Below are 26,525 nucleotides of genomic sequence, written 5' to 3' on the forward strand. Positions count from 1 at the left end.
CGCACGGCGCCGGGTGTGGGCGGAATCACCAGCCCGGGGGTGGTCGACAAAACACCAGCTCGAAGAGTTCGATCACATTCTGCTGTGCGAGCGAATGCGAATGGCGAGCAGCAGTCCCACCGCGATCCAGATGGCGAACATCGATGATCCACCATAGGAGAGGAACGGCAACGGAAGTCCGGTGACCGGCATGATCCCCAAAGCCATCCCCATGTTCTGGAACGCCTGGAAGGCCACCCACGCGACAATGCCGACCGCCACGATCGTGCCATAGGGGTCCGGCGCGTCCCGCGCGATCCGGCAGCCGCGCCAGAGCACCACTCCCAACAGCACCACGATCAACCCCGCCCCCAGAAAGCCGAGTTCCTCGCCGGCGACGGTGAAGACGAAGTCGGTGTGCTGTTCCGGAACGAACTGCCCGGTCGTCTGGCTGCCGTGGAAGAGCCCCTGCCCGAAGAGCCCGCCCGAGCCGATGGCGATCCTGGCCTGGTTGGTGTTGTATCCCACGCCCGCCGGGTCGAGCGCCGGGTTGGCGAACGCGGCGAACCTGTTGATCTGGTACTCGTCCAGCAGCCCCACCTGCCACACCACGATCGCGCCGGCCACGCCGAGCGACACGAGACCCAGGATCCACGCCCGCCCGGTACCGGAGGCCGCCAGCACTCCGAGCGCGATGACGGCGAGCACCATGGTCTGACCGACGTCCGGCGTCAGCATCACCAGCACCGCCGGGACCGCGATCACCAGCAGCGCCTGAAGCACCGTCCTGCTGTCGGGGCCGTCCCTGCGCTCGTTGTTCCCCGGCGCCGCGAGCAGCAGCGCCATGGCGAGGATCACCCCGATCTTGACCAGCTCGGACGGCTGGAACGCGAAGCCGCCGGGCAGCTGCAGCCAGCTGCGGGAGCCGTTGACGGTCGAACCCAACGGGGACAGCACCAGCAGCGAGAGCACCACGCAGAGCAGGTACAGCACGGGGACGGCGGCCCGCAGCCGCAGATAGCCGTACCAGATGATCAGCCCGCACAGGCCGAGCCCGATGGCGACGTTCATCAGCTGCCGCATCAGGAAGAACTCGGGCTCGCCGCCGTTCAGGTCGGTGCGGTTGCGGGTGGCCGAGTAGACCAGCAGGATGCCCAACGTGGTCAGGGCGAGGGCGGCGAGCGTCAGCGGCCAGTCCAGCCGCCGCGCGAGCGAGCCCCGGGCGGTGATCAGCCGCCAGACGCTCTGCTCGCCACCGGCGGGGGGCGCGGTCAGGGAGTAGCTGCGCGTGGTCACACAAATGACCATACGTGTTGACGCTACTTCATTCCGTGATCTGCACCGGGTGCGGGGCGAGGGCGACAACCCACCCGGCCGGTGCGGCACCATAGTCGACTGCGGCCCGCCACAGATGCACCGCGCAGTTCCCCGCGCCCCTGACGGGGCTACCCGCACCCTACGGCGAACGCCCACCCACACCAGGGGCGCGGGGAACTGCGCGAGCAACCACACACCCGGCCGAGGACGACAACCCACCCAGGCCAGCAAGGCCGGTAGTCGACTGCGGGCCGGCCGGCTAGGCCCAGAGCTGGCCCTGGAGGCGCTCGACCGCCTCCTCCGTCGTGGCGGCCTCGTAGATGCCGGTGGAGAGGTACTTCCAGCCGCCGTCGGCGACCACGAACGCGATGTCCGCCGCCTCCCCGGCCTCGACCGCCCTGCGGCCCACGCCCAGCGCCGCGTGCAGCACGGCGCCGGTGGAGACGCCGGCGAAGATGCCCTCCTCGTCGAGCAGCTGCCGCACCCGTCGGACCGCGTCCTCGGAGCCGACCGAGTAGCGGCCGGTGAGCACCGCGTCGTCGTACAGCTCGGGAACGAAGCCCTCGTCCAGGTTCCGCAGACCGTAGACCAGGTCGTCGTAGCGCGGCTCGGCCGCGACGATCTCCACGCCCGGCCGGTGCTCGCGCAGATAGCGGCCGACGCCCATCAGCGTGCCCGTGGTACCGAGGCCCGCGACGAAGTGGGTGACCGACGGCAGGTCGGCGAGGATCTCGGGGCCGGTGCCGGCGTAGTGCGCGCCGGCGTTGTCCGGGTTCCCGTACTGGTAGAGCATCACCCACTCGGGGTGCTCGTCGGCCAGCTCCCTGGCCACCCGCACCGCCGTGTTGGAGCCGCCGGCGGCCGGCGAGGAGATGATCTCGGCGCCCCACATCGCCAGCAGCTGACGCCGTTCCGCCGAGGTGTTCTCCGGCATCACGCAGATGATCCGGTACCCCTTGAGCCGGGCGGCCATGGCCAGCGAGATGCCGGTGTTCCCCGAGGTCGGCTCCAGGATGGTGCAGCCGGGGGTGAGCCGGCCGTCCTTCTCGGCCTGCTCGATCATGTACAGCGCGGGACGGTCCTTGACCGAACCCGTCGGGTTCCGGTCCTCCAGCTTGGCCCAGATCCGCACGGTGTCGCTGGGCGAGAGCCGGGGCAGCAGCACCAGCGGGGTGTTCCCGACGGAGGCCAGCGCGCTGTCGAAGCGCATCAGCCCATGCCTCCGGCGACCGCCGGCAGGATGGTGACGCTGTCGCCGTCCTTGACGGGGGTGGCGATGCCCTCAAGGAAGCGGACATCCTCGTCGTTGAGGTAGACGTTGACGAAGCGGCGCAGCCCGCCGTCGTCCACCAGGCGCTCCCGGATGCCCGGGTGGTTGGCCTCCAGGTCGGCGAAGAGCTCCTCGATCGTCTTGCCCTCGCCGGTCACGACCTTCTGGCCGTCGGTGTGGGTGCGGAGGATGGTCGGGATGCGGACCTCGATGGCCATGAAAGGACTCCAGAAGCAGAGATTCGAACGCGAGACTGGCTGGGCGAGGGACGAACGGGCCGCCCGGTCAACGGACCACCGGACACCCGGCGCGGCCGAGGCGCCCCGCCCCGAGGGGACGACGGGCCCGGCGCGGCGCGTGCGGTCGGAAGTCGCTCACGTCCGGGAGAACCATGGCGTCATCGTATCGATTCCCGGATGGGCGATCGAGAGCGTTCAGCATACGAACGGAATCGTCTCAGATCGGACCAAGCGCCCCACTGACCAGGCCCGTTGACCGAAGCGGCGACCGGTACGGCCCCCGAAGCCGCGGCCGGAGCGGCGGCCGACGCGGGCGCTGACCGCGCTGACCGCGCTCACCGGCCCGGTGCCGCCCCCGTGCCGGACTACTCGTCCGCGTCCGCCCCGGTGTCCGGGTAGGCGTCGACCACCGCGACCTCCTCCTCGGTGACCTCCCCGTCCACGATGCGGAACGAGCGGAACGGGACCCGGCCCTCGTCGTCGGCCTCCGACTCCGCGGTGGAGACCAGCACGTAGTGGGCGAAGGGCTCCATGGCCAGCGAGACGTCGGTCCGCGAGGGGTGCGCCTCGGTCGCGGTGTGCGAGTGGTAGATGACCACCGGATCCTCGTCCCGCGCGTCCATCTCCTTGTAGAGCCTCAGCAGCTCCTCGGAGTCGAACTCGTAGAACGTGGGCGAACGGGCCGCGTTGAGCATCGGCACGAACCGCTCCGGCCGGTCGGTGCCGGCGGGACCCGCGATGACACCGCACGCCTCGTCGGGGTGGTCGGCCCTGGCGTGGGCGATGATCTGGTCCCGCAGTTCCGCCGTGATGGTCAACATGACTCCAGCGTAGGACGCCCCGCCCGGTGGTCGGGAGGGGCGTCCCGGCCCGTGGACACGCCCCGCGGCTACTTGGCCAGCGTGATGTCCTCCGCCGACTCGGCCTGCTCCGCGGCCCGCTCGTCGGCCTCGATCGCCTCGTCCGAGTCGCCGGCGTCCTTGCGCCGCACGTAGTTCAACACCTTGCGCAGCTCGGCCCTGACGACCGGCGCGAGGAGGTAGAGCCCGATGATGTTGCAGACGGCGGCCAGGAAGAGGAACGCGTCGGCGAGGTCGACCAGCGTGCCCAGGGAGAGCAGGGCGCCGCCGACGGTCAGCAGGCAGAAGAGCGCCTTGTAGCTGCCGTCGGCGAGCCTGCTCTGCCCGAAGAGGTGGGTCCATGCCTTCAGCCCGTAGTAGCCCCAGGTGATGATCGTCGCGAAGGCGAAGAGGAAGACCGCGAGGGTCAGCACGTAGGGGAAGCCGGGCAGCGCGGTCTCGAAGGCGTCGGAGGTGATCGAGATGCCCACCGCGTTGCCCTCGACGGGCTCGCCGGCCGCCACCCGTTCCCTGGCCTCCTCGTAGAGCGGACCGCCGGCGATGACGATGGTCAGCGCGGTCATGGTGCAGATCACCACGGTGTCCAGGAACGGCTCGATCAGCGCGACCAGCCCCTCGGTCGCCGGCCGCTTGGTCTTGACCGCCGAGTGGGCGATGGGGGCGGAGCCGACGCCGGCCTCGTTGGAGAACGCGGCCCGCTGGAACCCGACGATCAGCGCCCCCACCACGCCGCCGGCCACGCCGTCGGGGCTGACCGCCGCGCGGCAGATGGTGGCGACGGCGTCGGGGACCGCGGCGGCGTTGCAGCCGATGACGACGAGGCAGGCCGCGCAGTAGAGGATCGACATCGCCGGGACCAGCCGGCTGGTGACCCGGCCGATGGCCCGGATGCCGCCCACCAGCACCAGCCCGGCGAGCAGCGCTACCACGGCGCCGAAGAGCAGCGCGCCGGAGGAGTCGGCGAAGAACGAGGTGTGGTCCTCGGTGACGGCGACCAGCTGCTCCAGGCTCTGGTTGACCTGGAAGAGGTTGCCGCCGAAGAACGCGAAGAAGAGGAGCGTCACCGCGGCCAGCAGCGAGAGCGCGCCGCCCAGCCGGGGCAGCCCGCGTTCGGCCAGGCCCTTGCGGAGGTAGTGCATCGGGCCGCCGGAGACCCGTCCGCGCGCGTCGATGTCCCGGTAGCGGACGCCGAGGGTGCACTCGACGAACTTGCTGGCCATCCCGAGGAGGCCGCAGAGCATCATCCAGACGGTCGCCCCGGGGCCGCCGATGGAGACCGCGATCGCCACACCCGCGATGTTGCCGAGGCCGACGGTGCCGGAGACGGCCGAGGTCAACGCCTGGAAGTGGGTCACCTCGCCGGGCGCGTCCGGCTGCTCGTAGCGACCGCGCACCAGGCGCAGCGCCAGCGGGAAGTGCCGGAACTGGACGAAGCCGAAGAGCACGGTGAAGACCAGCCCGGCCACCGCGAGCCAGCCGACGATCAGGGGAAAGTCGCTCCCGAAGAGGCCGACCTCGTAGAAGACGACGTCCGTCAGCACACGACTGACCGGTTCGAAGAGATTGTTGACCGTCTGGTCGATCTCGTCGGTCCAGGAGTGTTGACCTGCCATGCGCTACTCCTGACGGTGCGAGAGGTAAAAGCACCGTCAGGTTATCCGCGAGAGGAATTCCCGGCCTGTTCGCGAACCGGCGGGAGAGGCGTTCCCCGTTACTCCGGAAGAAGCGTGTCCACCAGCGTCTCCTGAAGGCTCCCCAGCCAGAGAAAGGCGATCACCATGGCCTTTCGCGGGTCCTCGTCCGGGAGGTCGAAGAGCTTCTCCGTGGTCGACTCGTCGTCGATGCCGAGCCGTGCGCCGATCACCAGCCGCAGGTCGTTGAGCCCGCCGAGCCAGCCGTCCGAGGCCGCCCTGTCCAGCGTCAGCACCGCGTTCCCCTCGCGGTCGCGGGGCGCGCCGCGCGCCTCGTCGAGGGCGTGCACCATCGCCAGCAGCCGTTCCCGCTTCTGGGTGCGCAACTCGTTCTCGGTATAGCGGCGGAATTCGGCCGAACGGGTAACCGCCGCCTCGTCGGCCGGCGCCCCAGGGGCGCCGTACGCGTCGGGGAAAAGGCGCGCCAGCGCGGGATCGCGCGGCGGCTCGCTCGGGCCCTCGGCGAAGAGCGCCTGGAGCGGGTCGGCGTCCTCGTCCTCGTGCTGATCCGGTCCGATCAGCTCCAGAAGCTGAACGGTCAGGCTGCGGATCACGGAGAGCTCGCCGTCGTCCAGCGCCACCGAGGCGCCGCCGTCGGCACCCGCCGACTCGAAGAAGCCCGGCATCAGCTGTCCCGCTGGAGCGTGGCCCAGAGCCCGTAACCGTGCATCGCCTGCACGTCCCGTTCCATCTCCTCGCGGCTGCCCTGGGAGACCACGGCGCGCCCCTTGTGGTGGACGTCGAGCATCAGCTTCTTGGCCTTGTCCTTCGAGTAGCCGAAATACGCCTGGAAGACATAGGTGACGTAACTCATCAGATTCACCGGGTCGTTGTGCACCAGGGTGACCCAGGGGACTTCCGGCACCGGCGCCTCGTCGGGCGTCGCCTGCTCCTCGGTGCGTTCGATCTCCACGGGCATGGCAGTCACACCCCCATGCTGCCACCCCCGCGCCTCCCGAGCCCAAACGCCCAGGACAGAGGGGGTGGGTGACGCCACGCCGCGAGATATCGTCAGTTTGACGAGATTAGGGGTACGCTGGTCCCCATGGACGTCAAGGACCACAGGCCCAGCGGGCTGCCGGTGACGGTGCCCTCGACCGCGCTCTTCACCGACCAGTACGAGCTGACCATGCTGCGTGCCGCCCTCCGCGCGGGCACCGCGCACCGGCGCTCGGTGTTCGAGGTCTTCACCCGCCGACTCCCCGAGGGCCGCCGCTACGGCGTGGTGGCCGGCACCGGGCGCGTGCTGGACGCCGTGACCAACTTCCGCTTCGAACCCGAGATGCTCGACTTCCTCGACCGCCAGGAGGTCGTGGACGGCCCCACCCTCGACTGGCTCGCCGACTTCCGCTTCACCGGCACGGTGCGCGGCTACCCCGAGGGCGAGGTCTACTTCCCCGGTTCACCGATCCTCCAGGTCGAGGGCACCTTCGCCGAGTGCGTGGTACTGGAGACCGTGGTGCTCTCGATCCTCAACCACGACTCGGCCGTGGCCGCCGCCGCCTCCCGGATGGCCGTGGCGGCGGTCGGCCGCCCGCTGATGGAGATGGGCGCCCGGCGCACCCACGAGCTGAGCGCCGTGGCCGCGGCCAGGGCCGCCTACGTCGGCGGCTTCTCCGCCACCTCCGACCTGGCCGCCGGCTTCCGCTACGGCATCCCCACGGTGGGGACCAGCGCCCACGCGTTCACCCTGCTCCACGACACCGAGCGGGACGCGTTCACCGCCCAGGTCGACGCGCTCGGCCGGGGCACCACGCTGCTGGTGGACACCTACGACGTGGCCGAGGCGGTGCGCGCCGCCGTCGAGATCGCGGGGCCCGAGCTGGGCGCGGTGCGGATCGACTCCGGGGACCTGCTGGTCGTCGCCCACCAGGTGCGCCGGCAGCTGGACGAGCTGGGGGCGCACGACACCCGGATCGTGGTCACCAGCGACCTCGACGAGTACGCGATCGCCTCGCTGGCCGCCGCGCCCGTCGACTCCTACGGCGTCGGCACCCAGCTGGTCACCGGCTCCGGGCACCCGACCTGCTCGATGGTCTACAAGCTGGTGGCGCGCGCCGACGGGGACGGCGCGGGGGCGCCACTGCGCCCGGTGGCCAAGAAGTCGCTCGGCGGCAAGCTCTCCGTCGGCGGCGTCAAGTGGGCGGCCCGGCCGGTCGACGAGCGGGGCATCGCCGAGGCCGAGGTCATCGGCACCGGCGAGGTGCCGGAGGAGTTCTCCGAGCGGCTGCTGGGCGTCGAGCTGATGCGCGACGGCGAGCCGGTCGGCCAGGAGCCGCTCAGCGCGGCCCGCGACCGGCACGTGCGCGCGCGGGGCGCGCTCCCCCTGTCCGCCACCCAGCTCTCCCGGGGCGAGTCGGTGCTCCCCACGCGCTTCCTCACTCCCACCTCATGAGCCGCGCGCCCAGTAGGCTCTTGCCGATCCCGGCCGGCCACGCGGCCGGGAGCGACCAACGGAACAACGCACCAACGAGGTGGTTCGGATGCACCGCGCGCTGATCGTCGTCGACGTGCAGAACGACTTCTGCGAGGGCGGCAGCCTCGCCGTCGCCGGCGGCGCCGATGTCGCGGCTGCCGTCACCGACCTGATCGGGGCGGCCACCCCGGGCTACCGCCACGTGGTGGCCACCCGCGACCGGCACATCGACCCGGGCGACCACTTCTCCGACACGCCGGACTACGAGACCAGCTGGCCGCGGCACTGCGTGGCGGGCACGGAGGGGGTCGGCTTCCACCCGAACTTCGCGCCCGCGATCGCCTCCGGGGCGGTGGAGGCGTGCTTCGACAAGGGCGCGTACGAGGCCGCGTACAGCGGCTTCGAGGGGCAGGACGAGGCGGGCACGGGGCTGGCCGGCTGGCTGCGCGAGCGGGACGTCACGGAGGTGGACGTGGTGGGCATCGCCACGGACCACTGCGTGCGGGCCACCGCGCTGGACGCCCGGCGGGCGGGCTTCCGCACGCGGGTCCTGCTCAGCCTGACGGCGGGCGTCGCCCGGCCGACCGTGGACCGGGCCCTCACCGAGCTGGACGAGGCGGGCGTCGAGCTGACGGGAGCCCCTGTCGTCAGGGGGTGACCTCCGGTCGTTCGCATGAGCGACTACGGAGGGGGTGGTGCGGCAAGCGGTCGCGTGCACCCCGGTGGTGAGTTGCTCGCGCAGTTCCCCGCGCCCCTGATCCGCCCCGGGCGGCTTGGGGGCGCGGGGAACTGCGCGGTGCATGAGTGACGGCCCGCACCCGACGACGGCGTCCAGCCGCGCGGGACGGGCTGTCGCCCCCGGTCAGGAGGCCAGCGTGGGGGCCGAGCGGAAGAGGGCGGTCATGGGGTGCCAGCTCTCCGTGAGGCCGCAGGGGGCCGAGCGCCAGACCACGCCCTCGGGGTGGTGCAGCACCGCAGAGATCTCGTCCGGGGTGGGCGGCGCCGCGTTCCCCCTGAGGTAGACCGCGCGCAGGCCGAGGTTCCGCAGCCGGGTCAGCGCCCTGGGGCGGTTCGCCGCGTGTACCAGCACCCGCACCGTGCGGCCCGACGCGTCGGGCCTGGGCACGGCGAGCGCGACGACGACGCTGCCATCGGGCAGTCGCACAAACCCTCCGTCGGCCATGGAACACCTTTCCCGGTTCGTTCTCCTTCGAGATGGACTTACTCAATCCTTACGCGATCGGCCGCCGCCCTGTCGAGGGGCGGCGGCCGATACATGCTCTGACCTGCGGTTTTCTAGTTGGTCACATCAGCGTCCGTCAGATATCGACGCATCGCGACGGATCAACGACACTCAGCGACAGGCTCAGCGACCGCTCGGCGAGACCTTCACGACGAGCGGCTTGGCCGGGTCGCGGGGCTCGCTGAGGACCGTGATCCGGGTGTTGGTGTCGGGGACGACCACGCTGTTGCCCGGGTTGGACTCGTCCCAGTACTCACCCTGGCGGTCGTCGAACGCGCGCACGCCGTCCTGGCTCGGCAGGGTGGTGGGCACGCCGTCCTGGTGGACCGTCAGTTCGGCGCTGTCGGAACGGCCGAACGTGGCGTCCCTGGCCTGGAAACGGTTGCGCATCAGGGTGCCGTCGGACCAGGTCTCGGCGGTCGGCCTGGCGTCGACCGGCAGGATCAGGCCCTCGCCCGGGTGCTGGCTGGTGTTGTTGTTGGTCTGCGAGGTGTCCCACAGCCACACCAACATGCCGTTCTCGTAGGAGTAGTGCTCCACCCAGTCCGGACGGTCGGTGAGCCAGCCGAAGTTGTACGGGCCGCTCTCCAGGGTGTCGTCGTAGCCGACGTACTGACGGCTCTCCACGATGTAGTACTGCGGGTAGTCGTCGGTGATCGAGGCGCCGACCACGGAGAAGCCGTCGGCCGCCCAGTCGCCCTCGCCCTCCTCGGCGTTGTCGCTGAAGACGACCTCGCCGTCGGCGGTCACGGTGATCTCGTCGGCGGTGAAGCCGATCTCGGCCAGCGCGCCGTCCGTCTGGTAGCGGAACCGCAGGTCCACGGTGCCGCCGGCGTACTCGTCCAGCGGGAAGGCCAGGGCGCGGTGGCCGTCGGAGACACCGGTGATCACCGGGCGGTCGGCGCTGTCCCTGGGCAGCGGCTCACCGTCGACGGTGCCGTCCAGCGGGGCCCACACGGAGCCGTCGAGGGACGCCTCGACGTAGAGGTTGTCGTAGCCCTCCTCGATGGACCACCAACCGGTCAGGTCCAGCGAGGCCGTTGAGGTGCCGGCGAGGTCGACCGTGCGGATCAGCGTGTTGTTCAGGTCGTCGCCCGAACCGCTCCACCACTGCGCCTCGCCCTCGGCGGGCTCGGCGATCTCGTGGGTGACGGTCTTCTCCGGCAGCTCCACGATGACGGACTGGGTGCTGCCGCGCTGCGGGTAGACCTCGCTCGAAGGACCGAGCCGGTGGACCGAGTTGGTCGCGGCGCGCGCCACCTCGTAGTCGAGCCAGCCGAGTTGCAGCTTCTCCCAGGAGCCCATGTCGTTGGGCAGGGTGCCGATGGCGCCCTCGCCGCGGCTCAGCCAGGAGCCGGAGGACATCGCCGACCAGAACGCGGTGCCGTTCTCGCCGCCCGCGGTGTCGTACAGGTCGGGCAGACCGAGGTCGTGGGCGAACTCGTGGGCGAAGACGCCGACTCCGCCGTTCTCCGGCTGGATGGTGTAGTCGCCGACCCACAGGCCGGTGTCGGCGATCTGGGTGCCGCCGGCCGGGTTGTTCTCGGGGCCGGTGAAGCCGGCCTGGTCGCCGTAGGCGTACCAGCGGTGCGCCCAGATGGCGTCCTCGCCCTGCGCGCCGCCGCCGGCGGACTCGTCCTCGCCGGCGTGCACGATCTGGAAGTGGTCGAGGTAGCCGTCCGGCTCGTTGAAGTCGCCGTCGCCGTCGTAGTCGTAACGGTCCTGGACGTCGTACTGCGCGAGGGTCTCGGCGATCTCCTCGGGGCTCACGCCGGCCGCGATCTGGTCGTCGTACCAGGCGTTGACGCCGTCGGTGATGACGTTCCAGACCTCCTCGCAGACGTTGTCGCCGCAGGAGTTGGTGCCGTACCTGGCCTCGTTGTAGTCGACGCGGACCCAGTCGGTGACCAGGCCGTCGACCGTGTACTGGCCGGAGGACTGCTGCTCGAAGTACTGCTTGACGGACGGTACCTCGGGGTCCTCCGAGTAGTAGACGTCCTCGTAGTACTGCCGGTCGAAGTCCTCCTGCCAGATGGTGGAGTTGTCGTTCTCCCGGTCGGGCTCCGCTATCTCGTTGACGCGCGGGCCCGGCGTGCCGCCGTAGTCGGGGTGGATCTCGTCGCCGAACTCCACCAGCACGGTGAAGATCTTGTCGGTGCCGGTGGTGGCGACCTCGACGAACTCGCCGTCGCTCAGCTCGACCACCTCGGAACCGGCCAGCGTCTGGGCGTCGGCCTCCCCCGCGATCAGCTGCTCGTACGCCTGCTGCCGCTGCGCCTCACGCTTCTCGGCGAGCGGGTTCTCCAACTCGGGCTCGGCGGCGCTGAACCGCTGGTCCTGGGTGCCGACGGTGTCGTCGGCCGGCGGCGTCTGCGCGTGCGCGGCGCCGGCGGGCACCAACGACGCGGCTCCGAGCGCGGCGACGGCCGTCACGACGGCGGCGGTCGTGGATCTCGTGGATCTCTTTCCTAGCTTCACCTGTTCGCCAGTCCTCCCCTGCGCACGCAGTGTTGTCGCAGTGTTCTCAAGGGGTTCTAACCCGACGCATTTGACATGAGTAAGACAGAAAAAGACAGACCTTGATTCGAACTCCTCCGCCTACTAACGTTTTTGGGCCGCACCTCGGTGATACGTGCGAACCGATACGCCCCGGGAGGAGTCTTCCCGCGAGCCGCGGGGCCCCTCGTTCCGCCGCCTTTCAACGGAGCGCCGTCACAGCCGCGTTGCTCCCGGCCCGATGAACCGGTGCGCCCCCCTGTGCTCCCGTCACGTCGCCGGTCCGGTGCTTGACCGACTCGCCCGGCGGGCATCCGGGCTCGTAGAGTCGTTCGAGAGAGGGCACCCCCTTCCTCCCCCGACGGCTACAGCACCCCCTCCGAGGACGGAACCCGCCATGCCGCATCCGACCCCCGTGCAGATCGTCTACGGTTCGGTCACCGTCGTCTCCCTCACCCTGCTCCTTCTTCTTCTCGCGCCCCGCGCCTCGGGACCCGCCGCGTTCCTCGTCGCCGGGAGCGCGCTCGCCGCCGGGACGGTCGTGGCGCTGCTCGTCGGGACGCGCGGGAAGGCCGCGTCGTCCCCCGCGTCCGCGCCGGCCCCCGGGGCCGCGAGCGAACCGGCCGCCTCCGCCGGGAGGGCAGCGTCGGCCGAAGGGACCGCGTCGACCGAAGTCCCCTCGGCCGGCGCCCACTCCGAGCCCACGCGCCGACCGGCCGACACCCACGACCGCGCCCGCGACCACACGCGCGACCACGCCCGCGTCTGAGCGCGGGCGCGGGTGGCGCGTTCAGGCCGTGGAGACCACCACGGTCCGCGCCGCCTTGTCGTGCAGACACTGGCGGTAGGGCTGGTCCCACGTGCAGAAGAGCACGTTGACCAGCCAGAAGATGAAGCCCACGCAGGGCAGCAGCTGCGGCAGCGAGTAGACCCCTGCCCGCAGCCAGCCGGCCTGGCCGCGCGGCAGGGAACCGTCGGCGAGCATCGCCACCCGGATCCTCATCGCCATCTTGCCGAGCGTCTGCCCCCTGGTGGTGAGCATCAGCGCCTCGTAGACGAAGTAGACGAGCAGCACCACGGCCTGGCGCCCGTAGGAGCCGCCGCTGCCTCCGCCGTCGTCGAAGTCGTAGGAGCCGGCGAACGGCCAGAGAAGCAACGTGACGGGGATGCCGACGACCAGGGTGTCGATGATGCGGGCCACCAGCCGACGCCACCGCGCGGCCAGCGGGGGCATCCCGGCCAGCGGGTCGGCGGCGCCGCTCGGCCCGCCGTAGGGACTGCTCCCGTAACGGTCGCCGCCGCCCGGCACCCCGGTGGTGTCACCGGAGGCGGGCGGCGGGGGCGCGGGCGGCAACCCGGACTCGTTCGAGGTGGCCTGATCGAAGGGGCGGGGGCGCCCCGGCTCGCCGCCGGGGCCTGGCTGGGGCTGCTCGCTGCTCATGCCAGCGAGTCCACCCCGGCCCCGGCCTCACCGCATCCGGGAGGCGGCGTACGGGCGTAACGGCCGGGCGTCCGGGCTACGGCTGTGCGCCGACCGGGTCACCCGGCGGTCGGCCCTTGCCCGCGACGAAGGTCTTCGCCGCCTTGTCGTGCCAGCCCTGGCGCCAGGGTCGGTCGCGGACGGCGAGGATCATGTTGACGATGCCGACCAGCACTACCGAGAGCAGGTTGTAGACCAGCCATCGGACGAGCGACTTGCCGAACGAGGGCGCCTCCTGCTGCTCCATGTCCAGCACCTTGAGGCCGAGCATCGCCTTGCCGAGCGTGGTGCCCCACAGCGCGACGGGCAGCACCTCGAAGAGCAGACCCACGCCGAGGAAGACCCCGAGCACCATGGCGAGATAGCCACCGGTGGTGCCGTCGATCAGCCAGACGGTCTCGTTGACGCCGGCTCGCTCGATGGAGTCGATCCGGTCGCTGATGTGGTCCTTGGCGTCGCCGAGCAGCGGCACGGCGAGGGCGGCGGCGCCGCCCAGCGGCAGGATCGCGTCGATGATCCGCGCGAAGAGCCGCTTGCCGGGCGCGGCCGGGTACTTCTGCTCCGGCTCGGTGAACTTCGCCATCATCGTCAGCGGCGCGCCCTCGTGGGACTGGAGGTACGCCGACTGCCCCTGCTGCTGGCCCTGTTGGGGCGGGTAGCCGTAGCCGCCGCCGGGCTGGCCCGGCTGCTGCGGCGGGTAGCCGTAGCCACCGGGCTGCTGGCCGCCGGCCGGCGGCGGGAAGCCGTAGCCGGCGCCGGGCTGGCCGGGGGCGCCGGGCTGGCCCGGCGGCTGGCCGGGGCCGCCGGGCTGCGGGAAGCCGTAGCCGGCGGGGGGCTGCTGGGCCGGGGGCTGGCCCGGCTGCTGGCCGGGGGCGCCGCCGGCCGGAGGCGGGAAGACCTGGCCGGGCCCCGGGATGCCGCCCTGCGGCTGGCCCTGCTGGCCCTGCTGGCCCTGCTGGCCCTGCTGCGGGAAGCCGTACCCGGGCTGGGCAGCCGGTTGGGCGCCCGGCTGGCCCCCCTGCTGGGGCGGCGGCTGCGGAGCGGCGGCCGGCGGGTCGGCGGCGGGCGCCGCGTTGGCCGCGCCCGGCAGGCCGAACCCGGGCGGTCCCGACTCCGGGCCGCCCGAGGCGGGCGGCTGCTGCTGGCTCGGCGGCTGCTGCCGCGGCGGCGCGGCGGGGGCCTGGCCCTGCTGCGGGGCCGCCGCAGGCGGCGTCCCCGGCAGGCCGAGCCCGGGCGGGCCGCCCGCGGGCGGCGTCCCCGCCGGTGCCGACTGCTGCGGCGGCAGGTCGGCCGAACGCAGCCCGAACGTCTGCTCGTTGGGCCCCTCCGGCTCCGCCTTCGGCCGCTGGGCCGGCTGCGCGGCCGGCGGCGGCTCGGAGCCCTCGGACGGGGTGCGCAGGAACTGGCCCCTGGGGTCGACCCGCCCGGGCGCGGCCACCGGCGAGGTGCTGACGTCCTCGTCGGGGCGCGGCCCCACGTGCTGGTCGCGGCTGGCGGCGATCTCGGCGCGGTTCTCACGGACGGGCAACGCGGCCCTGTCGCCGGCCTCGTCCCTGGCCGCCGGCACCGAAGCGGCTCCGGCCGGCGGGGCGGAGGCGGCGCCCGAGGCGGGCGGCGTCGGCAGCGGCTCGCCGTCCCGGGGCTCGGGCCGGCTGCTGCCGGCGACCCAGGTCTGGCCGTCCCAGTACCGGATGTATCCCGGAATGGACGGATCCGGATACCAGTTGGGCCCCGGGCCGCCGCTGGCGTTTCCTGCGGGTGGGAGGCTCATAGGCGGGCCGAATCTCCTCGTCCGTGCACTCGTCCGTGCGTCCTGCTGTTGATGCGCTGATGACTCGCTGAAGACTCTCTGAGGCATACGATGCTACGTCGCCGGGTGAGCGGCGGTATCCCCCATCGGTCTGTCGTACCACGGACCCTAACCAACAGCCGTGGCCCGCGGAGAACCGAGGCACCCCAAGGGCCGGCAAAAGCACCCGACTCCGGCCACTCCGGGGCCCGTTCGACGGGTGGCCCCGAGGCCGCCGGGGCCCGTTCCGGGGACACCCGGTGGAGAAATTCCGAGAAGTTCCACCGAACCCGCGTAAGAGTCGGCGCCCGATCCGCTCTCTCCCCACGCGGCGACGAGGCCGCGCGGCGCTCTCGGTGGCCCGAGGCATCGGAAAAGAGATTCGAACCCTGGAAACTGGGGGGTCCTGACATGCAGACCATCATCGAACGCGAGCTGGACGTCCGGCTGGTCCTCGCCGGCGACCGCAACATCCCCGTACCCGCCCGGCTCACCTACCGCTCGGACGACCCGTTCGCGGTGCACGTCACGTTCCACATCGGCTCCGACTCCCCCGTCCACTGGACCTTCGCCAGGGAGCTGCTGGTGGAGGGCATCTTCCGGCCCGCCGGTCAGGGCGACGTGCGGGTGTGGCCCGAGGCGTCCGAGGACGACGAGCGGTTGACGACCACGCTCTGCCTGTCGCTGCGTTCCCCCGACGGCGACGCGCTGCTGCGGATCCCCGGGCACTCGCTCGCGGCGTGGCTGGAGCGGACGTTGCGGGTGGTGCCGCCGGGAGGCGAGGCGCGGGGGCACGACCTGGACGGCGAGTTGGCGGCGCTGCTGACCGCGCCGTTCACCGGGTGCGGCGAGTGCGGGGCGCCGTTCGGCGACGGCGGCGCCGCGCCGGCCGCCGGCGTGGAGGGCGCGGCGCGGCACGCGCGGCAGCCGGAGGAACGGCACGAGCGGGCGGCGGACGAGCTAGCGCAGGGGCCGTTGCGGGCGCCCGGCCTGCCCGACCTGTCCCGGCTCAGCGACCTCACCGACCTGGTCGGGCTCTTCGGCCTCGGCCGGCCCGGCGACGGCGCCCCCCTCGCCGACCCCGGCGTCGACCTCCCCGAGCGGGCCGACGACCCCGACGCCACCGGGGCCGACGGCGCCGGGGAGGCCGCCGGCTGAGCCGGCCGCCGCGTGCCGCACCAGCGGGATCAGCCGCAGCGGCACCGGGTTGGACAGGGCGATCACGGTGGACGAGCGGACGATGCCGGGGAAGCAGACCACCTCGTCGATCACCCGCTGGAGGTCCTCGTTCGAGCGGGCGACCAGCCGGCACAGCAGGTCGCCCTGGCCGGTGATGGTGTGGAGTTCGAGCACCTCGGGGACCCGGCGCAGATGGACGCGGAGCTGCTCGCCGACGCCCTGGGTGATCTCCAGGGTGACGAAGGCGGTGACCGGGAAGCCGATGGCCGCCGGGTCGATCTCGGGGCCGAAGCCCCGGATCACGCCCCGCGCGCGCAGCTTCTCCAGCCGCGCCTGCGCGGTGCCGCGCGCCACCCCGAGCCTCCGGCTCGCCTCCAGCACCCCGATGCGCGGTTCGCGCGCCAGCAGCTCGATCAGCCGGGCGTCCAACGTGTCGATGGCCACTTCCGCCCCCGCGTCTCTTCCGTCTCTCCCGCCCCGAGGACACCGCTGCCCCCGAAGCCCTGGACACCCTGTCCTGAACGACCGGCATCCCCCGGATGGCGCTGTACAACATGCCCAGCGAAAGCGACAACTATTGCACAGTCTGTCGGGGTGCCGCACGCTGCGCACATGACTGCGCAGAGAAGTGAACACACCCGGGACGACCCGTTCCCCGTGCGGGGCATGGACGCGGTGGTCTTCGCGGTGGGCAACGCCAAGCAGGCGGCGCACTACTACTCCACGGCGTTCGGGATGACCCTCGTCGCCTACCGGGGCCCGGAGCACGGCAGCCCCGAACTCGCCTCCTACGTCCTGGAGTCGGGCGGCGCCCGGTTCGTCTTCACCTCGGTGGTCAGGCCGACGAGCGAGGAGGGCCACCGGCTCGTGCGGCACGTCGCCGACCACGGGGACGGCGTGGTCGACCTCGCGATCGAGGTGCCGGACGCCAGGGCCGCGTTCGCACACGCGACCGCCCAGGGCGCCTCGCCGCTCAGCGAGCCCGAGGAGCTGTCCGACGAGAACGGGACGGTGGTCGTCGCCGCCGTCGCCACCTACGGCGAGACCCGCCACACGCTGGTGGAACGCCGCGACTACAAGGGCCCCTACCTGCCCGGCTACGTCGCGGCCTCCCCGCTGGTCGCCCGCCCCGAACGCCGCTTCTTCCAGGCCGTCGACCATTGCGTCGGCAACGTCGAACTCGGCCGGATGAACGAGTGGGTCGAGTTCTACCGGCGGGTCATGGGCTTCACCAACATGAAGGAGTTCGTCGGCGACGACATCGCCACCGAGTACTCGGCGCTGATGTCCAAGGTGGTGGCCGACGGAACCCGCAAGGTCAAGTTCCCGATCAACGAGCCGGCGCCCGGCCGCAAGAAGTCGCAGATCGACGAGTACCTGGAGTTCTACGGCGGCCCCGGCGTCCAGCACATCGCGCTCGCCACCAACGACATCGTCGCCACCGTCTCCGCCATGCGCGAGGCCGGCGTGGAGTTCCTGGGCGTTCCCGACTCCTACTACGACGAGCTGGGCTCCTGGGTCGGCGAGACCCGGGTGCCGGTGGAGACGCTGCGGGAGCACCGGGTGCTGGCCGACCGGGACGAGGACGGCTACCTGTTGCAGATCTTCACCAAGCCCGTACAGGACCGGCCTACGGTCTTCTTCGAGTTGATCGAACGGCACGGTTCGATGGGATTCGGAAAAGGGAACTTCAAAGCTCTCTTCGAGGCGATCGAGCGTGAACAGGCGCGACGGGGGAATCTGTAACCCCACACCCCCCACAACCGCCCCCGCGACCTGCACTCGCGGGGGCGGTTCCCTTTCCGCCGCGCGGCCCGCGGCGCGTTCAGCAGGAGGGGACCGAGTCGCCGTCGCCGGCCAGCGCGCGCAGGCTCGCCACCGCGTCCTCCAACGTGTCGACGGGGACCAGCCGCAGCCCGTCCGGCGCGTTGCCCTCGGCCGCCTCGCACTCGTCGCGCGGCACCAGGAAGACCGTCGCGCCGTCGTCCCTGGCCGCGTGCGTCTTCAACGGCACCCCGCCGACGGCGCCGACCGTGCCGTCCGCGTCGATGGTCCCGGTGCCGGCGACGACCTGCCCGCCCGTGAGGTCGCCGCCCGAGCCGTCGCCGTCGAGCAGCGCCACGACCCCGAGCGAGAACAGCAGGCCGGCGCTGGGGCCGCCGACGTCCGAGAGGTTCAGCTCCACCTCGACGTCGTCGCGCCCCAGAAACCCGAGCGCCGCCGCGACCGCGGCGTCCTGCGAGGCGCGCATTTGCTCCTCGTTGTGCTCCCTGATCTCCTCCGTCGAGTCGCCCACCGGATAGACGGACTCCCTCGGCAGCACCGCCCGGTCGTCGGCGAGATAGCCGCCGACCACGTCGCTCAGCCGCACGGTCGCGTCGGGCGAGGTGGCGTTGATCGTGGTCATCCGCAACTCCCCCTCCACGGGGCGGGTCTCGGCGCCCTCGACGCGGATCACCGGCTCCCCGTCGTGCTCGCCCAGCACGTCGGCCGTCATCCCCGGCTCGGTGACCGCGAACGGCAACGGGGCGAACGCCGCGACCCCCAGCAGCGCGGCGAACGCCACGCCGCAGCCGGCGAGCACCCGGCGCCTGCGGCGCTCGGGCGACGGGGAGTCGGCTGAGTCGGAGGTGGCCTTCGATGCGGCCGGCGCTGCGGGCATGGCAGCGAATCTAACGCAGCGCCGCCCCCGCCCCCACCGGCAGGCCCACCGCGGCCGTCAGCGCAGCGCCTCCGCGACCTCCCTGGCCGCCCGCACCACGCGCGGCCCCACCTCGGGGGGCACCGTGTCGCTCAGCATCACCACGCCGACGCTGCCCTCGATCCCGCACGCCGCCGGCAGCGGCGCCGCGGCCCCGCTGGCGCCGGCCTCCAACTCGCCGTGGGTGGCGACGAAACCGTCCTCGTTGTCGATGTCCTTGCAGCGGCGGGTCAGTATCGCCCGCCCGGCCGCGCCGCGCTCCAGCGGATGCCGGAAACCCGTGCGGTAGGCGACGTGGTAGTCCGTCCAACTCGGCTCGACGACCGCTATGGCCAACGCGTCCGTGCCGTCCACCACCGTCAGATGCGCGGTAGCGCCCAACTCCTCGGCCAGCGCGCGCAACGCGGGCAGCGCCGCGTCCCGCACCAGCGGGTGCACCTGCCGGCCGAGACCGAGCACCCCGATCCCGACCCTGGCCCGACCACCGGCGTCGCGGCGCACCAGGGAGTGCTGCTCCAGGGTGGCGATCAGCCGGTAGACGACCGTCCGGTTGACGCCGAGCCGCCGCGACAGCTCGGTCACGGTCAGCCCGTGGTCGGTCTCGGCGAGCAGTTTGAGGACCCGCAGTCCTCGGTCGAGCGTCTGAGAGGTCTCCGTGGTCACGACGCCCCCTTCTCAGGTGAGCCCGCCATCGCGAGCCCGCGTGCCCGGGTCGGCCCGGCCGCACGTCCCGGGGGCGGCTCTGCCGTCCGGGGTATCCGTGTGCCCGGAAATGTATCCAGCGTTACCGCTCAGCGGAAGTCCCTGTCCAGAATCCGAGCAATCGCTGGGCCGCCTCGCCGGCGCGGCACCGTGGTCGTCTGCCCCCCGCCACGAATGCACCGCGCAGTTCCCCGCGCCCCCAAAGCCGCCCACCGGCGTGACAGGGGCGCGGGGAACTGCGCGAGCAACCACACACCGGGCTGACGCCGACAACCCACCTGGCCGGTGCGGCACCGTGGTCGACCGCGGCCCGCCACAAATGCACCGCGCAGTTCCCCGCGCCCCCAAAGCCGCCCACCGCCGGTGAAGGGGCGCGGGGAACTGCGCGAGCAACCACACACCGGGCCGCAGACGACAACCCGCCCAAGCCACGCAGTGCAAGCGTCAACGCATCCTCGTGGCCCACTCCCGCACCTTGAGCTTCCGCTGCTCCAGCTGCCCCGGCGTCGCCTCCGCCGTCGGCGGGCCGCCGCAGACCCGGCGCAGCTCCGTGTGGATCACCCCGTGCGGCTTGCCCGACTGGTGGGAGTACGCCCCCACCAACGAGTTCAGCTCGCGCCGCAGCTCCATCAGCTCCTTGTGGGAGACCACGGGCCGCCGGTCGGCTGGCAGCTCGACCAGGTCCGCCTCCGCGTCCGGCTTCTTGCGACTGTGCGCGATCTGCCGGGCCTGCCGCTTCTGGAGCAGCATCTGCACCTGGTCCGGTTCGAGCAGCCCGGGAATGCCCAGGTAGTCCTGCTCCTCCTCGCTGCCCGGGTGCGCCTGCATCCCGAACTCCGCGCCGTCGTACATCACCCGGTCGAAGACCGCGTCCGACTCCAGCGCCTCGAAGGGGAGTTGTTCCTCCGCGCCCGGCTCGTCCCGTTCCCGTTCGGCCTCCGCCAGCAGCGCGGCCTCCTCGGCGTACGGGTCTTCCTCCTCCTTGCCCTTGGGCTTGTCCAGCACGTGGTCGCGTTCCAGCTCCAGCTCGTGCGCGAAGCCCAACAGCGACGGGATGGTCGGCAGGAAGACCGACGCGGTCTCCCCGCGCCGGCGGGACCGCACGAAGCGGCCCACGGCCTGCGCGAAGAACAACGGGGTCGAGATCGTCGTCGCGTAGACCCCGACGGCCAGCCGGGGCACGTCCACACCCTCCGAGACCATCCGCACCGCGACCAGCCAACGGTCTTCCGAGAGCCGGAACTCCTCGATCCGGCCGGAGGCACCCGCGTCGTCGGAGAGCACCAGCGTCGCCTTCTCGCCGGTGATCTCCCGCAGCAGCTTCGCGTAGGCGCGGGCCGAGTCCTGGTCGCTGGCGATCACCAGGCCGCCGGCGTCGTGTATGGAGCGCCGCACCTCGTTCAACCGCCGGTCGGCGGCGCGCAGCACGGCCGGCATCCACTCGCCCCTCGGGTCGAGCGCGGTGCGCCACGCCTGAGAGACGGCGTCCTTGGTCATCGGCTCCCCGAGCCGCGCGGCCACCTCGTCGCCCGCCTTGGTCCGCCAGCGCATGTTGCCGCTGTAGGAGAGGAAGATCACCGGCCGCACGACGCCGTCGGCGAGCGCGTTGCCGTAGCCGTAGGTGTAGTCGGCGACGGAACGCCGCACCCCGTCCCTGCCCTCGGCATAGCCGACGAACGGGATCGGGTTGGTGTCGGAACGGAACGGCGTCCCGGTCAACGCCAGCCGCCGCGTGGCCGGTTCGAACGCCTCCAGGCACGCCTCGCCCCAGGAGCGGGAGTCGCCCGCGTGGTGGATCTCGTCGAGGATCACCAGCGTCTTGCGCTGCTCGCAGCGGTTGCGGTGCAGCATCGGTCGGACCCCGACGCCGGCGTAGGTGACGGCCACGCCCTGGTAGGCGCGTCCGACGGGCCCCGCGCTGTACTCCGGGTCGATGCGGATGCCTATCCGCGCGGCGGCCTCGGCCCACTGCGTCTTCAGGTGCTCGGTCGGGGCGACCACGGTGACCTGCTGCACCACGTGGTGGTGGAGCAGCCAGGAGGCGAGGGTCAGCGCGAAGGTGGTCTTGCCGGCGCCGGGGGTCGCGACGGCGAGGAAGTCCTGTGGCTGGGTCCGCAGATACTCGTCCATCGCACCCTGTTGCCAGGCACGGAGCTTGCTGGCGGTGCCCCAGGGCGCGCGCCCGGGGAAGGCCGGTGAAAGGTGCGAGGAGTGAGCCGACGATGCGGACGAGGCGGTGGTACTCACGGTCTCCGAAACGGTCTCGACGACACGGACGATCGACAACCGCGCCAGCCTAACCCTTCCGGCACCCCCCGCGCGGGGTGCCTCCGACGGGAGCGCGAGCAACCGGACACCGGGGCGAGGACGACAACCCACCTGACCGGTGCGGGCCGTAGTCGTCTCACCCCCGCCACCCATGCACCGCGCAGTTCCCCGCGCCCCCAAGCCGCCCACCGCCGGTGAAGGGGCGCGGGGAACTGCGCGAGCAACCACACACCGAGGCGAGGACGACCACCCACCCCCCACCGGCCAGGTGAGGAGTCAGGTCGCGCCGCGAAAGCCGGCCCCGGCCGGCTCGTGTTCCCGCAGCCGGCCGCCGACCACGATGCTCAGCAGCGCCATCGTGAAGGCCGCCGCGTAGACCGCGACGAACGCGCCGGGGCCGACCGCCGTGTCCACCGTCGTCGAGGACTCCGAGGCGTGCCCCGCCGCGGCCGTCGCGTCGCCGCCGAGGGCGGCGAAGAGCGAGCCGACGCTGGTGAGCATCACCACGTTGGCGAGGCTGTCGCACAGTTGGAGGGAGGCCACGTTGCCGCCCGCCTCCTTCGGGGTGGAGAAGCGCAGCACCAGCACCCCGACCGTGGAGACGACCAGGCCCATCCCGAACGCGCCGACCGCCAGCGTCAGCACGGGGAGCCAGACCGGCGCCGCGTCCAGCAGCACCAGCGGCGTGGTGCCCACGCCCACCGTGACCGCGACCGTTCCCCCGCGCACCAGCCGGAAGCGGTGCGGCTCGGCCCACGCCCGGGACTGCGTCCAGGAGCCGGCGGCCCAGGTCGCGCCGGACGCGGCCAGCGAGAGGCCGGCCTGCGTGTAGGAGAGGTCCCGCTGGGTCACCAGCAGCAGCGGGAGGAAGGTCTGCGTCGACAGGTAGGCCGCCGACATCACCCCGCGCAGCGCGATCACCGACGGCAGCCCGCGCCGGAGGCGGAACGTTCCGGCCGGCAGCAGCCGCGCCGCCGAGGGCGCCAGCAGCGCGAGGCCCACGGCCACCGGCAGCAGCGAGACCCACCGCAGCTCCTGCCCGCCGTACTGGAGCAGCCCGGCGCCCACCGCGACCGCGCCCGCCAGCTTCAGCCGCCTCCGGTCCAGCGTCCGGCTCGCGCCCTCCGGCGGTCCCGAGGCCGCGCGCCGCAGCGCCGGCACCAGCGCCACCAGCGGCAGCACCACCAGCACCGTGATGCCGAGGAACACCCAGCGCCAGCCCAGCTGTTCGGTGATGGTCCCGGCGATCACCGGGCCCACCATCGAGGGCACCACCCAGGAGGCGGAGAACGCCGCCAGCGCCGCCGGCCGCAGCCGTTCGGGGAACGCCAACCGCACCGTGACGTACAGCGCCACGATCACCAGCCCGCCGCCGGCGCCCTGGAGCGCCCGGCCCGCGACGAAGACCCACATCGACTGGGCGACCCCGGACAGCAGCAGCCCCAGCGCGAAGGTGCCTATCCCGGCCAGCACCGGGGCCAGCGGCCCCGACCGGTCGCACCACTGCCCGGAGACCGACATGCCCAGCAGGCTGGTGGTGAAGAACGCCGAGAACGCGAACGCGTAGAGCGACACCCCGTCCAGCGCGTCGGCCGCCGCCGGCATCGCCGTGCCGACCGCCATCGCCTCGAACGCGATCAGCAGCACCGTCGCCACGCAGCCCAGCGTCAACGCCCGGTAGGGGGCGGACAGCACGCCGCCCGCCGGTTCGGCGGGCGGGTCGGCGGGGCCGTCGGGGGCGGGGGCGGTGGGGCCGCCGGGACCGCCCCGTTCCGATGTCGTTCCCTCTCCCGCGGGCTCTTCGGGGTCGGCACCGCGCGCGGCGGTCTCGGTGGGCTTCATGGGTCCAAGGTAAGGACCGAACCGCCCCGCTGCCTATGTACTTTCGCCGTAGGGCCGGAGCCCGATCCTCACTCCGTGACGCCGACCGCGAACTGCGGCTTGATCGGGAGGCGGTTCACCGGCTGGCCGGTGGCCGCCCTGACCGCCGCCGCCACCGCCGCCGGCGAGACGACCAGCGGCGGCGCGCCCGCCGCCTTGGCGCCGAACGGCGCGACCACGTCGCGCTCCTCCACCAGGGCCACGACCTTCACCTCGGGCGCGTCCAGCGCCGTCGCCAGCTGGTAGCCGGTCAGGTCGGCGTGGCGCACCTCGCCCCTGACCACCCGCAGATGCTCGGTGAGCGCGGCGCCGATGCCCTGGTTGACGCCGGCCTCGATCCTGGTGCGCAGCTGGCGCGGGTTGAGCACCCGCCCCACGTCCTGCGCCACCGCCATCTCGACGACCCGCACCGAGCCCAGCTCCACGTCCACGTCCACCACCGCGCGCACGGCGGCGAACGCGAGCCCCACGAAGGCGTCGCCCTGCCCGTTCGCGTCCAGCGGCTCCGTCGGGTGCGGGCGGCACTGGGCCGTCGCCCACAGCTCCTTGCCCTCCAACGCCTCGACGACCGGCGTGGACAGCACCCCGTCGTAGGAGGTGATTCGGCCGTCCTCGATGGTCAGCAGCTCGGCGGACATGCCGAAGTTGGCCGCCAGCGGCTGGAGCAGCTGGGTGCGCACCATCCGCGCCGCCCGTTCCACCGCGCCTGCCGAGACCCAGGTGTGCCGGCCGCGGCCCCCGGGCCCCGCCGGCGGCTGGTCGGTGTCGACGGGAGCGACGACCACGTCGTCGATGCCCAGCACCTCCTGCACGACCTGCCGCGCCAGGGTCGCGAAGCCCTGCCCGGTCTCCACGGCCGCGCAGAGCACGGTGGCCGTGCTGCCCTCGACCCTGACCGTCGCCGTCGACACCTCGTCGGTGCCCTCGGCGCCCAGCATGTGCACCATGCCCAGGGCGTAGCCGACGCCGCGCCGCACGGCCGCCGGGTCGCCCGCGCCTTCCGGGCCGCCGGGCAGCAGCCAGTCCTCGATCGGTCCGTCCTTGGGCAGCGAGGGCAGCGGCGCCTCGCGCACCGCCGCCAGCAGCTCGGCGACCGGCGCGGGGCAGGTGACCGCCTGGCCCGTGGGCAGCGAGTCGCCGGTGGCCAACACGTTGCGGGCGCGCAACTCCGCCGGGTCCATGCCCAGTTGGGCGGCCAGCCGGTCCATCTGCCCCTCGTGCGCCGCGCACACCTGCATCGCGCCCTCGCCGCGCAGAAAGCCGGCGGGCGGGTTGTTGGTGCGCACCGCCCAGCCGTCGACGACCGCGTTGGGCACCACGTACGGCCCGGCGGCGAACGAGACGGCGGCGGCCAGCGCCTCGGCCGAGTCGTCGGCGTAGGCGCCGGCGTCCAGCACCAGCTGCGCCTCGACCTTCACCAGCCGCCCCTCGCGGTCGGCGTGGTGCCAGTACCGCAGCAGCGTCGGGTGGCGGTGCGCGTGGCCGAGGAACGACTCCTCGCGGGTGGCCGCCAGCTTCACCGGGCAGCCGGTGCGGATCGCCAGCAGCGCCAGCGGCAGCTGGAACGACTGGTCCTCGCGGTCCCCCAACGAGCCGGGCACGCCCGTGACGTAGAGCTTGACCTGCTCGGCCGTCAGCCCCAGGCAGCCGGCCAGCCGGTCCCGGTCGGTGTGCGGGTCGGTGGCGGCGACATAGACCTCCACGCCGCCGTCCGGCCGGGGCACGGCCAGCCCCGACTCGGCGCCGATGGGCGCCGAGTCCTGGCGGCCGATCCGGTAGAAGCCCTCGACCACCACCTCGCCGGTGGCGTTCGGGTCGCCGTGGCGCAGCGGGATGTGCCGCACCACGTTGCCGTCCGGGTGCAACGGCTCGGCCTCGAAGGCGCGTTGCGGGTTGGTGACCGCGTCGAGCGGCTCGTACTCGACGGCGATCGCCGCCGCCGCCAGCCGCGCGGTCTCCGGGTGGTCGGCGGCGATCGCCGCCACGGGCTCGCCGTGGTAGCGCACCACCTCCGAGGCGAACGCCGGCCGGTCGGCGACCCGCCGCCCCAGCAGCCCGTCGCCCTCCAGGTCCTCGTGCGTCACCACGGCGCGCACCCCCGGCATGGCGGCGGCGTCCGTGGTGTCGATCGACCTGATCCTGGCGTGCGGGTGGGGCGAACGCAGCACCGCCGCCCACAGCAGGCCCTCGGCCCACAGGTCGGCGGTGTAGGGGAAGGTGCCCCTGGCCTTGCTCCGCGCCTCGGCCGGCGGCAGCGAGGTGCCGAGCCCGTGCGGCGTGGCACGGGCCGGCTTCGGCCTGCTGCCGGTGACCGTCGGCAGGGAGACGGCGGTGGCCGCGTCGGCCGGACCGTGGGCCTGCGCCATCACACTCCTCCTGCCTGTCCTGCCTGGGGATAGCCGCCGGCGGTCGCCGGCGGGCCCGCCTGGTGCGGAATGCGGGGCACCACGGCCTCGCCGCCGACCGGCGGGTCGGCGCCGCGTGCCGGTGCCTCCTTCTCGGCCGCCGCCTCCTCGACGCGCGCGGCGCGCTCGGTGATGACCCGGTCCACCGCGTTGAGCACGCCCCGGTAGCCGCCGCAGCGGCAGAGGTTGCCGCAGAGCGCGCGCCTGGTCTCCAGCTCGGTGGGCGCGTGGTTGCCCTCCAGCAGGTCGTGCACCGTCATCGCCATGCCCGGCAGGCAGAAGCCGCACTGCACGTCGCAGCCCGCCAACGCCCGCTGCACGTCGGACGGTTCGCCGTCGGAGCCGAGCCCCTCGACGGTGCGGATCTCGCTGCCGGCCGAGGTGGCGGCCGGCACCAGGCAGGCGGCGACGAGCCGGCCGTCGACCTGCACCGAGCAGGCCCCGCACTCGCCCTGCGAGCAGCCGTCCTTGGCGCCGGCCAGGCCCAGCCGCTCGCGCAGCACATAGAGCAGGGACTCGCCGATCCACGCGTCGGTCACGTGGCGTTCGACGCCGTTGACCCGCAACGCGTAGGAGACGCGGGGGTGTTCGCTGCTGCTCGCGGCCGGC

General features: G+C 72.8%; 20 protein-coding genes and 3 pseudogenes. 5 read left to right on the top strand and 18 right to left on the bottom strand.

Annotation, left to right across the window (positions count from 1 at the left end; genetic code table 11):
* Positions 1-72: 72 nt before the first annotated feature.
* From rodA to clpS, 7 genes are all read right to left on the bottom strand, one after another.
* Positions 73-1,275 carry a rod shape-determining protein RodA gene (rodA, locus tag FH715_RS02495; protein WP_246108498.1) on the bottom strand — a complete coding sequence of 401 codons (1,203 nt, stop codon included), beginning with the start codon at positions 1,273-1,275 and terminating at the stop codon, positions 73-75.
* Positions 1,276-1,555: 280 nt separating this feature from the next.
* A complete protein-coding gene (locus tag FH715_RS02500) occupies positions 1,556-2,506 on the bottom strand; it encodes a PLP-dependent cysteine synthase family protein (protein ID WP_139640301.1) in 951 nt (316 codons plus the stop codon).
* Entirely contained in the window at positions 2,506-2,784 is a 279-nt protein-coding gene (locus FH715_RS02505) for a ubiquitin-like small modifier protein 1 (protein WP_139640302.1), read from the bottom strand. Before FH715_RS02505 ends, FH715_RS02500 begins: the two co-directional genes overlap by 1 nt.
* 386 nt (positions 2,785-3,170) lie before the next feature.
* On the bottom strand, positions 3,171-3,626 hold the full coding sequence (locus tag FH715_RS02510) for a M67 family metallopeptidase (RefSeq protein ID WP_139640303.1): 456 nt from the start codon (positions 3,624-3,626) through the stop codon (positions 3,171-3,173).
* A 68-nt stretch (positions 3,627-3,694) separates the two neighbouring features.
* A complete protein-coding gene (locus FH715_RS02515) occupies positions 3,695-5,278 on the bottom strand; it encodes an alanine/glycine:cation symporter family protein (protein WP_139640304.1) in 1,584 nt (527 codons plus the stop codon).
* 98 nt (positions 5,279-5,376) lie between these two features.
* A complete protein-coding gene (locus FH715_RS02520; protein WP_139640305.1) occupies positions 5,377-5,982 on the bottom strand; it encodes a DUF2017 domain-containing protein in 606 nt (201 codons plus the stop codon).
* A complete protein-coding gene (clpS, locus tag FH715_RS02525) occupies positions 5,982-6,275 on the bottom strand; it encodes an ATP-dependent Clp protease adapter ClpS (RefSeq protein ID WP_139640418.1) in 294 nt (97 codons plus the stop codon). The genes FH715_RS02520 and clpS overlap by 1 nt, the downstream gene beginning before the upstream one ends.
* A gap of 126 nt (positions 6,276-6,401) precedes the next feature.
* Between clpS and FH715_RS02530 the strand changes: the two genes are divergently transcribed.
* Together FH715_RS02530 and FH715_RS02535 are read left to right on the top strand one after the other, a co-directional pair.
* Entirely contained in the window at positions 6,402-7,751 is a 1,350-nt protein-coding gene (locus FH715_RS02530) for a nicotinate phosphoribosyltransferase (protein WP_139640306.1), read from the top strand.
* A gap of 88 nt (positions 7,752-7,839) precedes the next feature.
* Entirely contained in the window at positions 7,840-8,430 is a 591-nt protein-coding gene (locus FH715_RS02535; RefSeq protein WP_139640307.1) for an isochorismatase family protein, read from the top strand.
* A 204-nt stretch (positions 8,431-8,634) separates the two neighbouring features.
* On the opposite strand, the gene FH715_RS02540 is transcribed toward FH715_RS02535, so the two are convergent.
* Both FH715_RS02540 and FH715_RS02545 read right to left on the bottom strand, forming a co-directional pair.
* Positions 8,635-8,955 carry a hypothetical protein gene (locus FH715_RS02540; protein ID WP_139640308.1) on the bottom strand — a complete coding sequence of 107 codons (321 nt, stop codon included), beginning with the start codon at positions 8,953-8,955 and terminating at the stop codon, positions 8,635-8,637.
* 183 nt (positions 8,956-9,138) lie between these two features.
* On the bottom strand, positions 9,139-11,493 hold the full coding sequence (locus FH715_RS02545) for an immune inhibitor A domain-containing protein (RefSeq protein ID WP_211367385.1): 2,355 nt from the start codon (positions 11,491-11,493) through the stop codon (positions 9,139-9,141).
* A gap of 415 nt (positions 11,494-11,908) precedes the next feature.
* On the opposite strand from FH715_RS02545, the gene FH715_RS28540 reads away from it, so the two are divergent.
* A complete protein-coding gene (locus FH715_RS28540; RefSeq protein WP_211367387.1) occupies positions 11,909-12,280 on the top strand; it encodes a hypothetical protein in 372 nt (123 codons plus the stop codon).
* A gap of 21 nt (positions 12,281-12,301) precedes the next feature.
* On the opposite strand, the gene FH715_RS02555 is transcribed toward FH715_RS28540, so the two are convergent.
* Both FH715_RS02555 and FH715_RS02560 read right to left on the bottom strand, forming a co-directional pair.
* On the bottom strand, positions 12,302-12,952 hold the full coding sequence (locus FH715_RS02555; protein ID WP_139640309.1) for an RDD family protein: 651 nt from the start codon (positions 12,950-12,952) through the stop codon (positions 12,302-12,304).
* A gap of 76 nt (positions 12,953-13,028) precedes the next feature.
* Positions 13,029-14,762, bottom strand: a complete 1,734-nt coding sequence (locus FH715_RS02560; protein ID WP_139640310.1) for an RDD family protein — start codon at positions 14,760-14,762, stop codon at positions 13,029-13,031.
* A 429-nt stretch (positions 14,763-15,191) separates the two neighbouring features.
* Between FH715_RS02560 and FH715_RS02565 the strand changes: the two are divergent.
* Positions 15,192-15,605 (top strand): annotated as a pseudogene (locus FH715_RS02565) (SsgA family sporulation/cell division regulator); the annotation flags it as partial.
* A 330-nt stretch (positions 15,606-15,935) separates the two neighbouring features.
* Here the strand turns inward: FH715_RS02565 and FH715_RS02570 are convergent.
* Positions 15,936-16,403, bottom strand: a pseudogene (locus tag FH715_RS02570) (Lrp/AsnC family transcriptional regulator); the annotation flags it as partial.
* Positions 16,404-16,571: 168 nt separating this feature from the next.
* Here FH715_RS02570 and hppD point away from each other — a divergent pair.
* The gene (gene hppD / locus FH715_RS02575; protein ID WP_139640312.1) at positions 16,572-17,705 is read left to right on the top strand and encodes a 4-hydroxyphenylpyruvate dioxygenase; all 1,134 of its coding nucleotides are present in this window, start codon (positions 16,572-16,574) and stop codon (positions 17,703-17,705) included.
* Positions 17,706-17,784: 79 nt separating this feature from the next.
* Here the strand turns inward: hppD and FH715_RS02580 are convergent, their stop codons facing one another.
* The 6 genes and pseudogenes from FH715_RS02580 to FH715_RS29490 form a co-directional block, all read right to left on the bottom strand.
* On the bottom strand, positions 17,785-18,621 hold the full coding sequence (locus FH715_RS02580; protein ID WP_246108499.1) for a hypothetical protein: 837 nt from the start codon (positions 18,619-18,621) through the stop codon (positions 17,785-17,787).
* Between the two features lie 57 nt (positions 18,622-18,678).
* On the bottom strand, positions 18,679-19,323 hold the full coding sequence (locus FH715_RS02585; protein WP_139640313.1) for an IclR family transcriptional regulator: 645 nt from the start codon (positions 19,321-19,323) through the stop codon (positions 18,679-18,681).
* Between the two features lie 483 nt (positions 19,324-19,806).
* Positions 19,807-21,609: a DEAD/DEAH box helicase gene (locus tag FH715_RS02590; protein ID WP_170184610.1), complete on the bottom strand. Its 1,803-nt coding sequence runs from the start codon at positions 21,607-21,609 to the stop codon at positions 19,807-19,809.
* A gap of 297 nt (positions 21,610-21,906) precedes the next feature.
* Complete coding sequence (locus FH715_RS02595) at positions 21,907-23,472, bottom strand: MFS transporter (protein WP_139640315.1); 1,566 nt, start codon at positions 23,470-23,472, stop codon at positions 21,907-21,909.
* A gap of 68 nt (positions 23,473-23,540) precedes the next feature.
* Positions 23,541-25,877 carry a xanthine dehydrogenase family protein molybdopterin-binding subunit gene (locus FH715_RS02600; protein WP_139640316.1) on the bottom strand — a complete coding sequence of 779 codons (2,337 nt, stop codon included), beginning with the start codon at positions 25,875-25,877 and terminating at the stop codon, positions 23,541-23,543.
* Positions 25,877-26,509: pseudogene (locus tag FH715_RS29490) on the bottom strand ((2Fe-2S)-binding protein); the annotation flags it as partial. The gene FH715_RS02600 and the pseudogene FH715_RS29490, both read right to left, overlap by 1 nt.
* Between the last annotated feature and the right edge of the window lie 16 nt (positions 26,510-26,525).

It is taken from the genome of Streptomyces sedi (genome assembly GCF_006335015.1).
In the GTDB taxonomy this organism is placed as follows: Bacteria; Actinomycetota; Actinomycetes; order Streptomycetales; family Streptomycetaceae; genus Streptomyces; species Streptomyces sedi.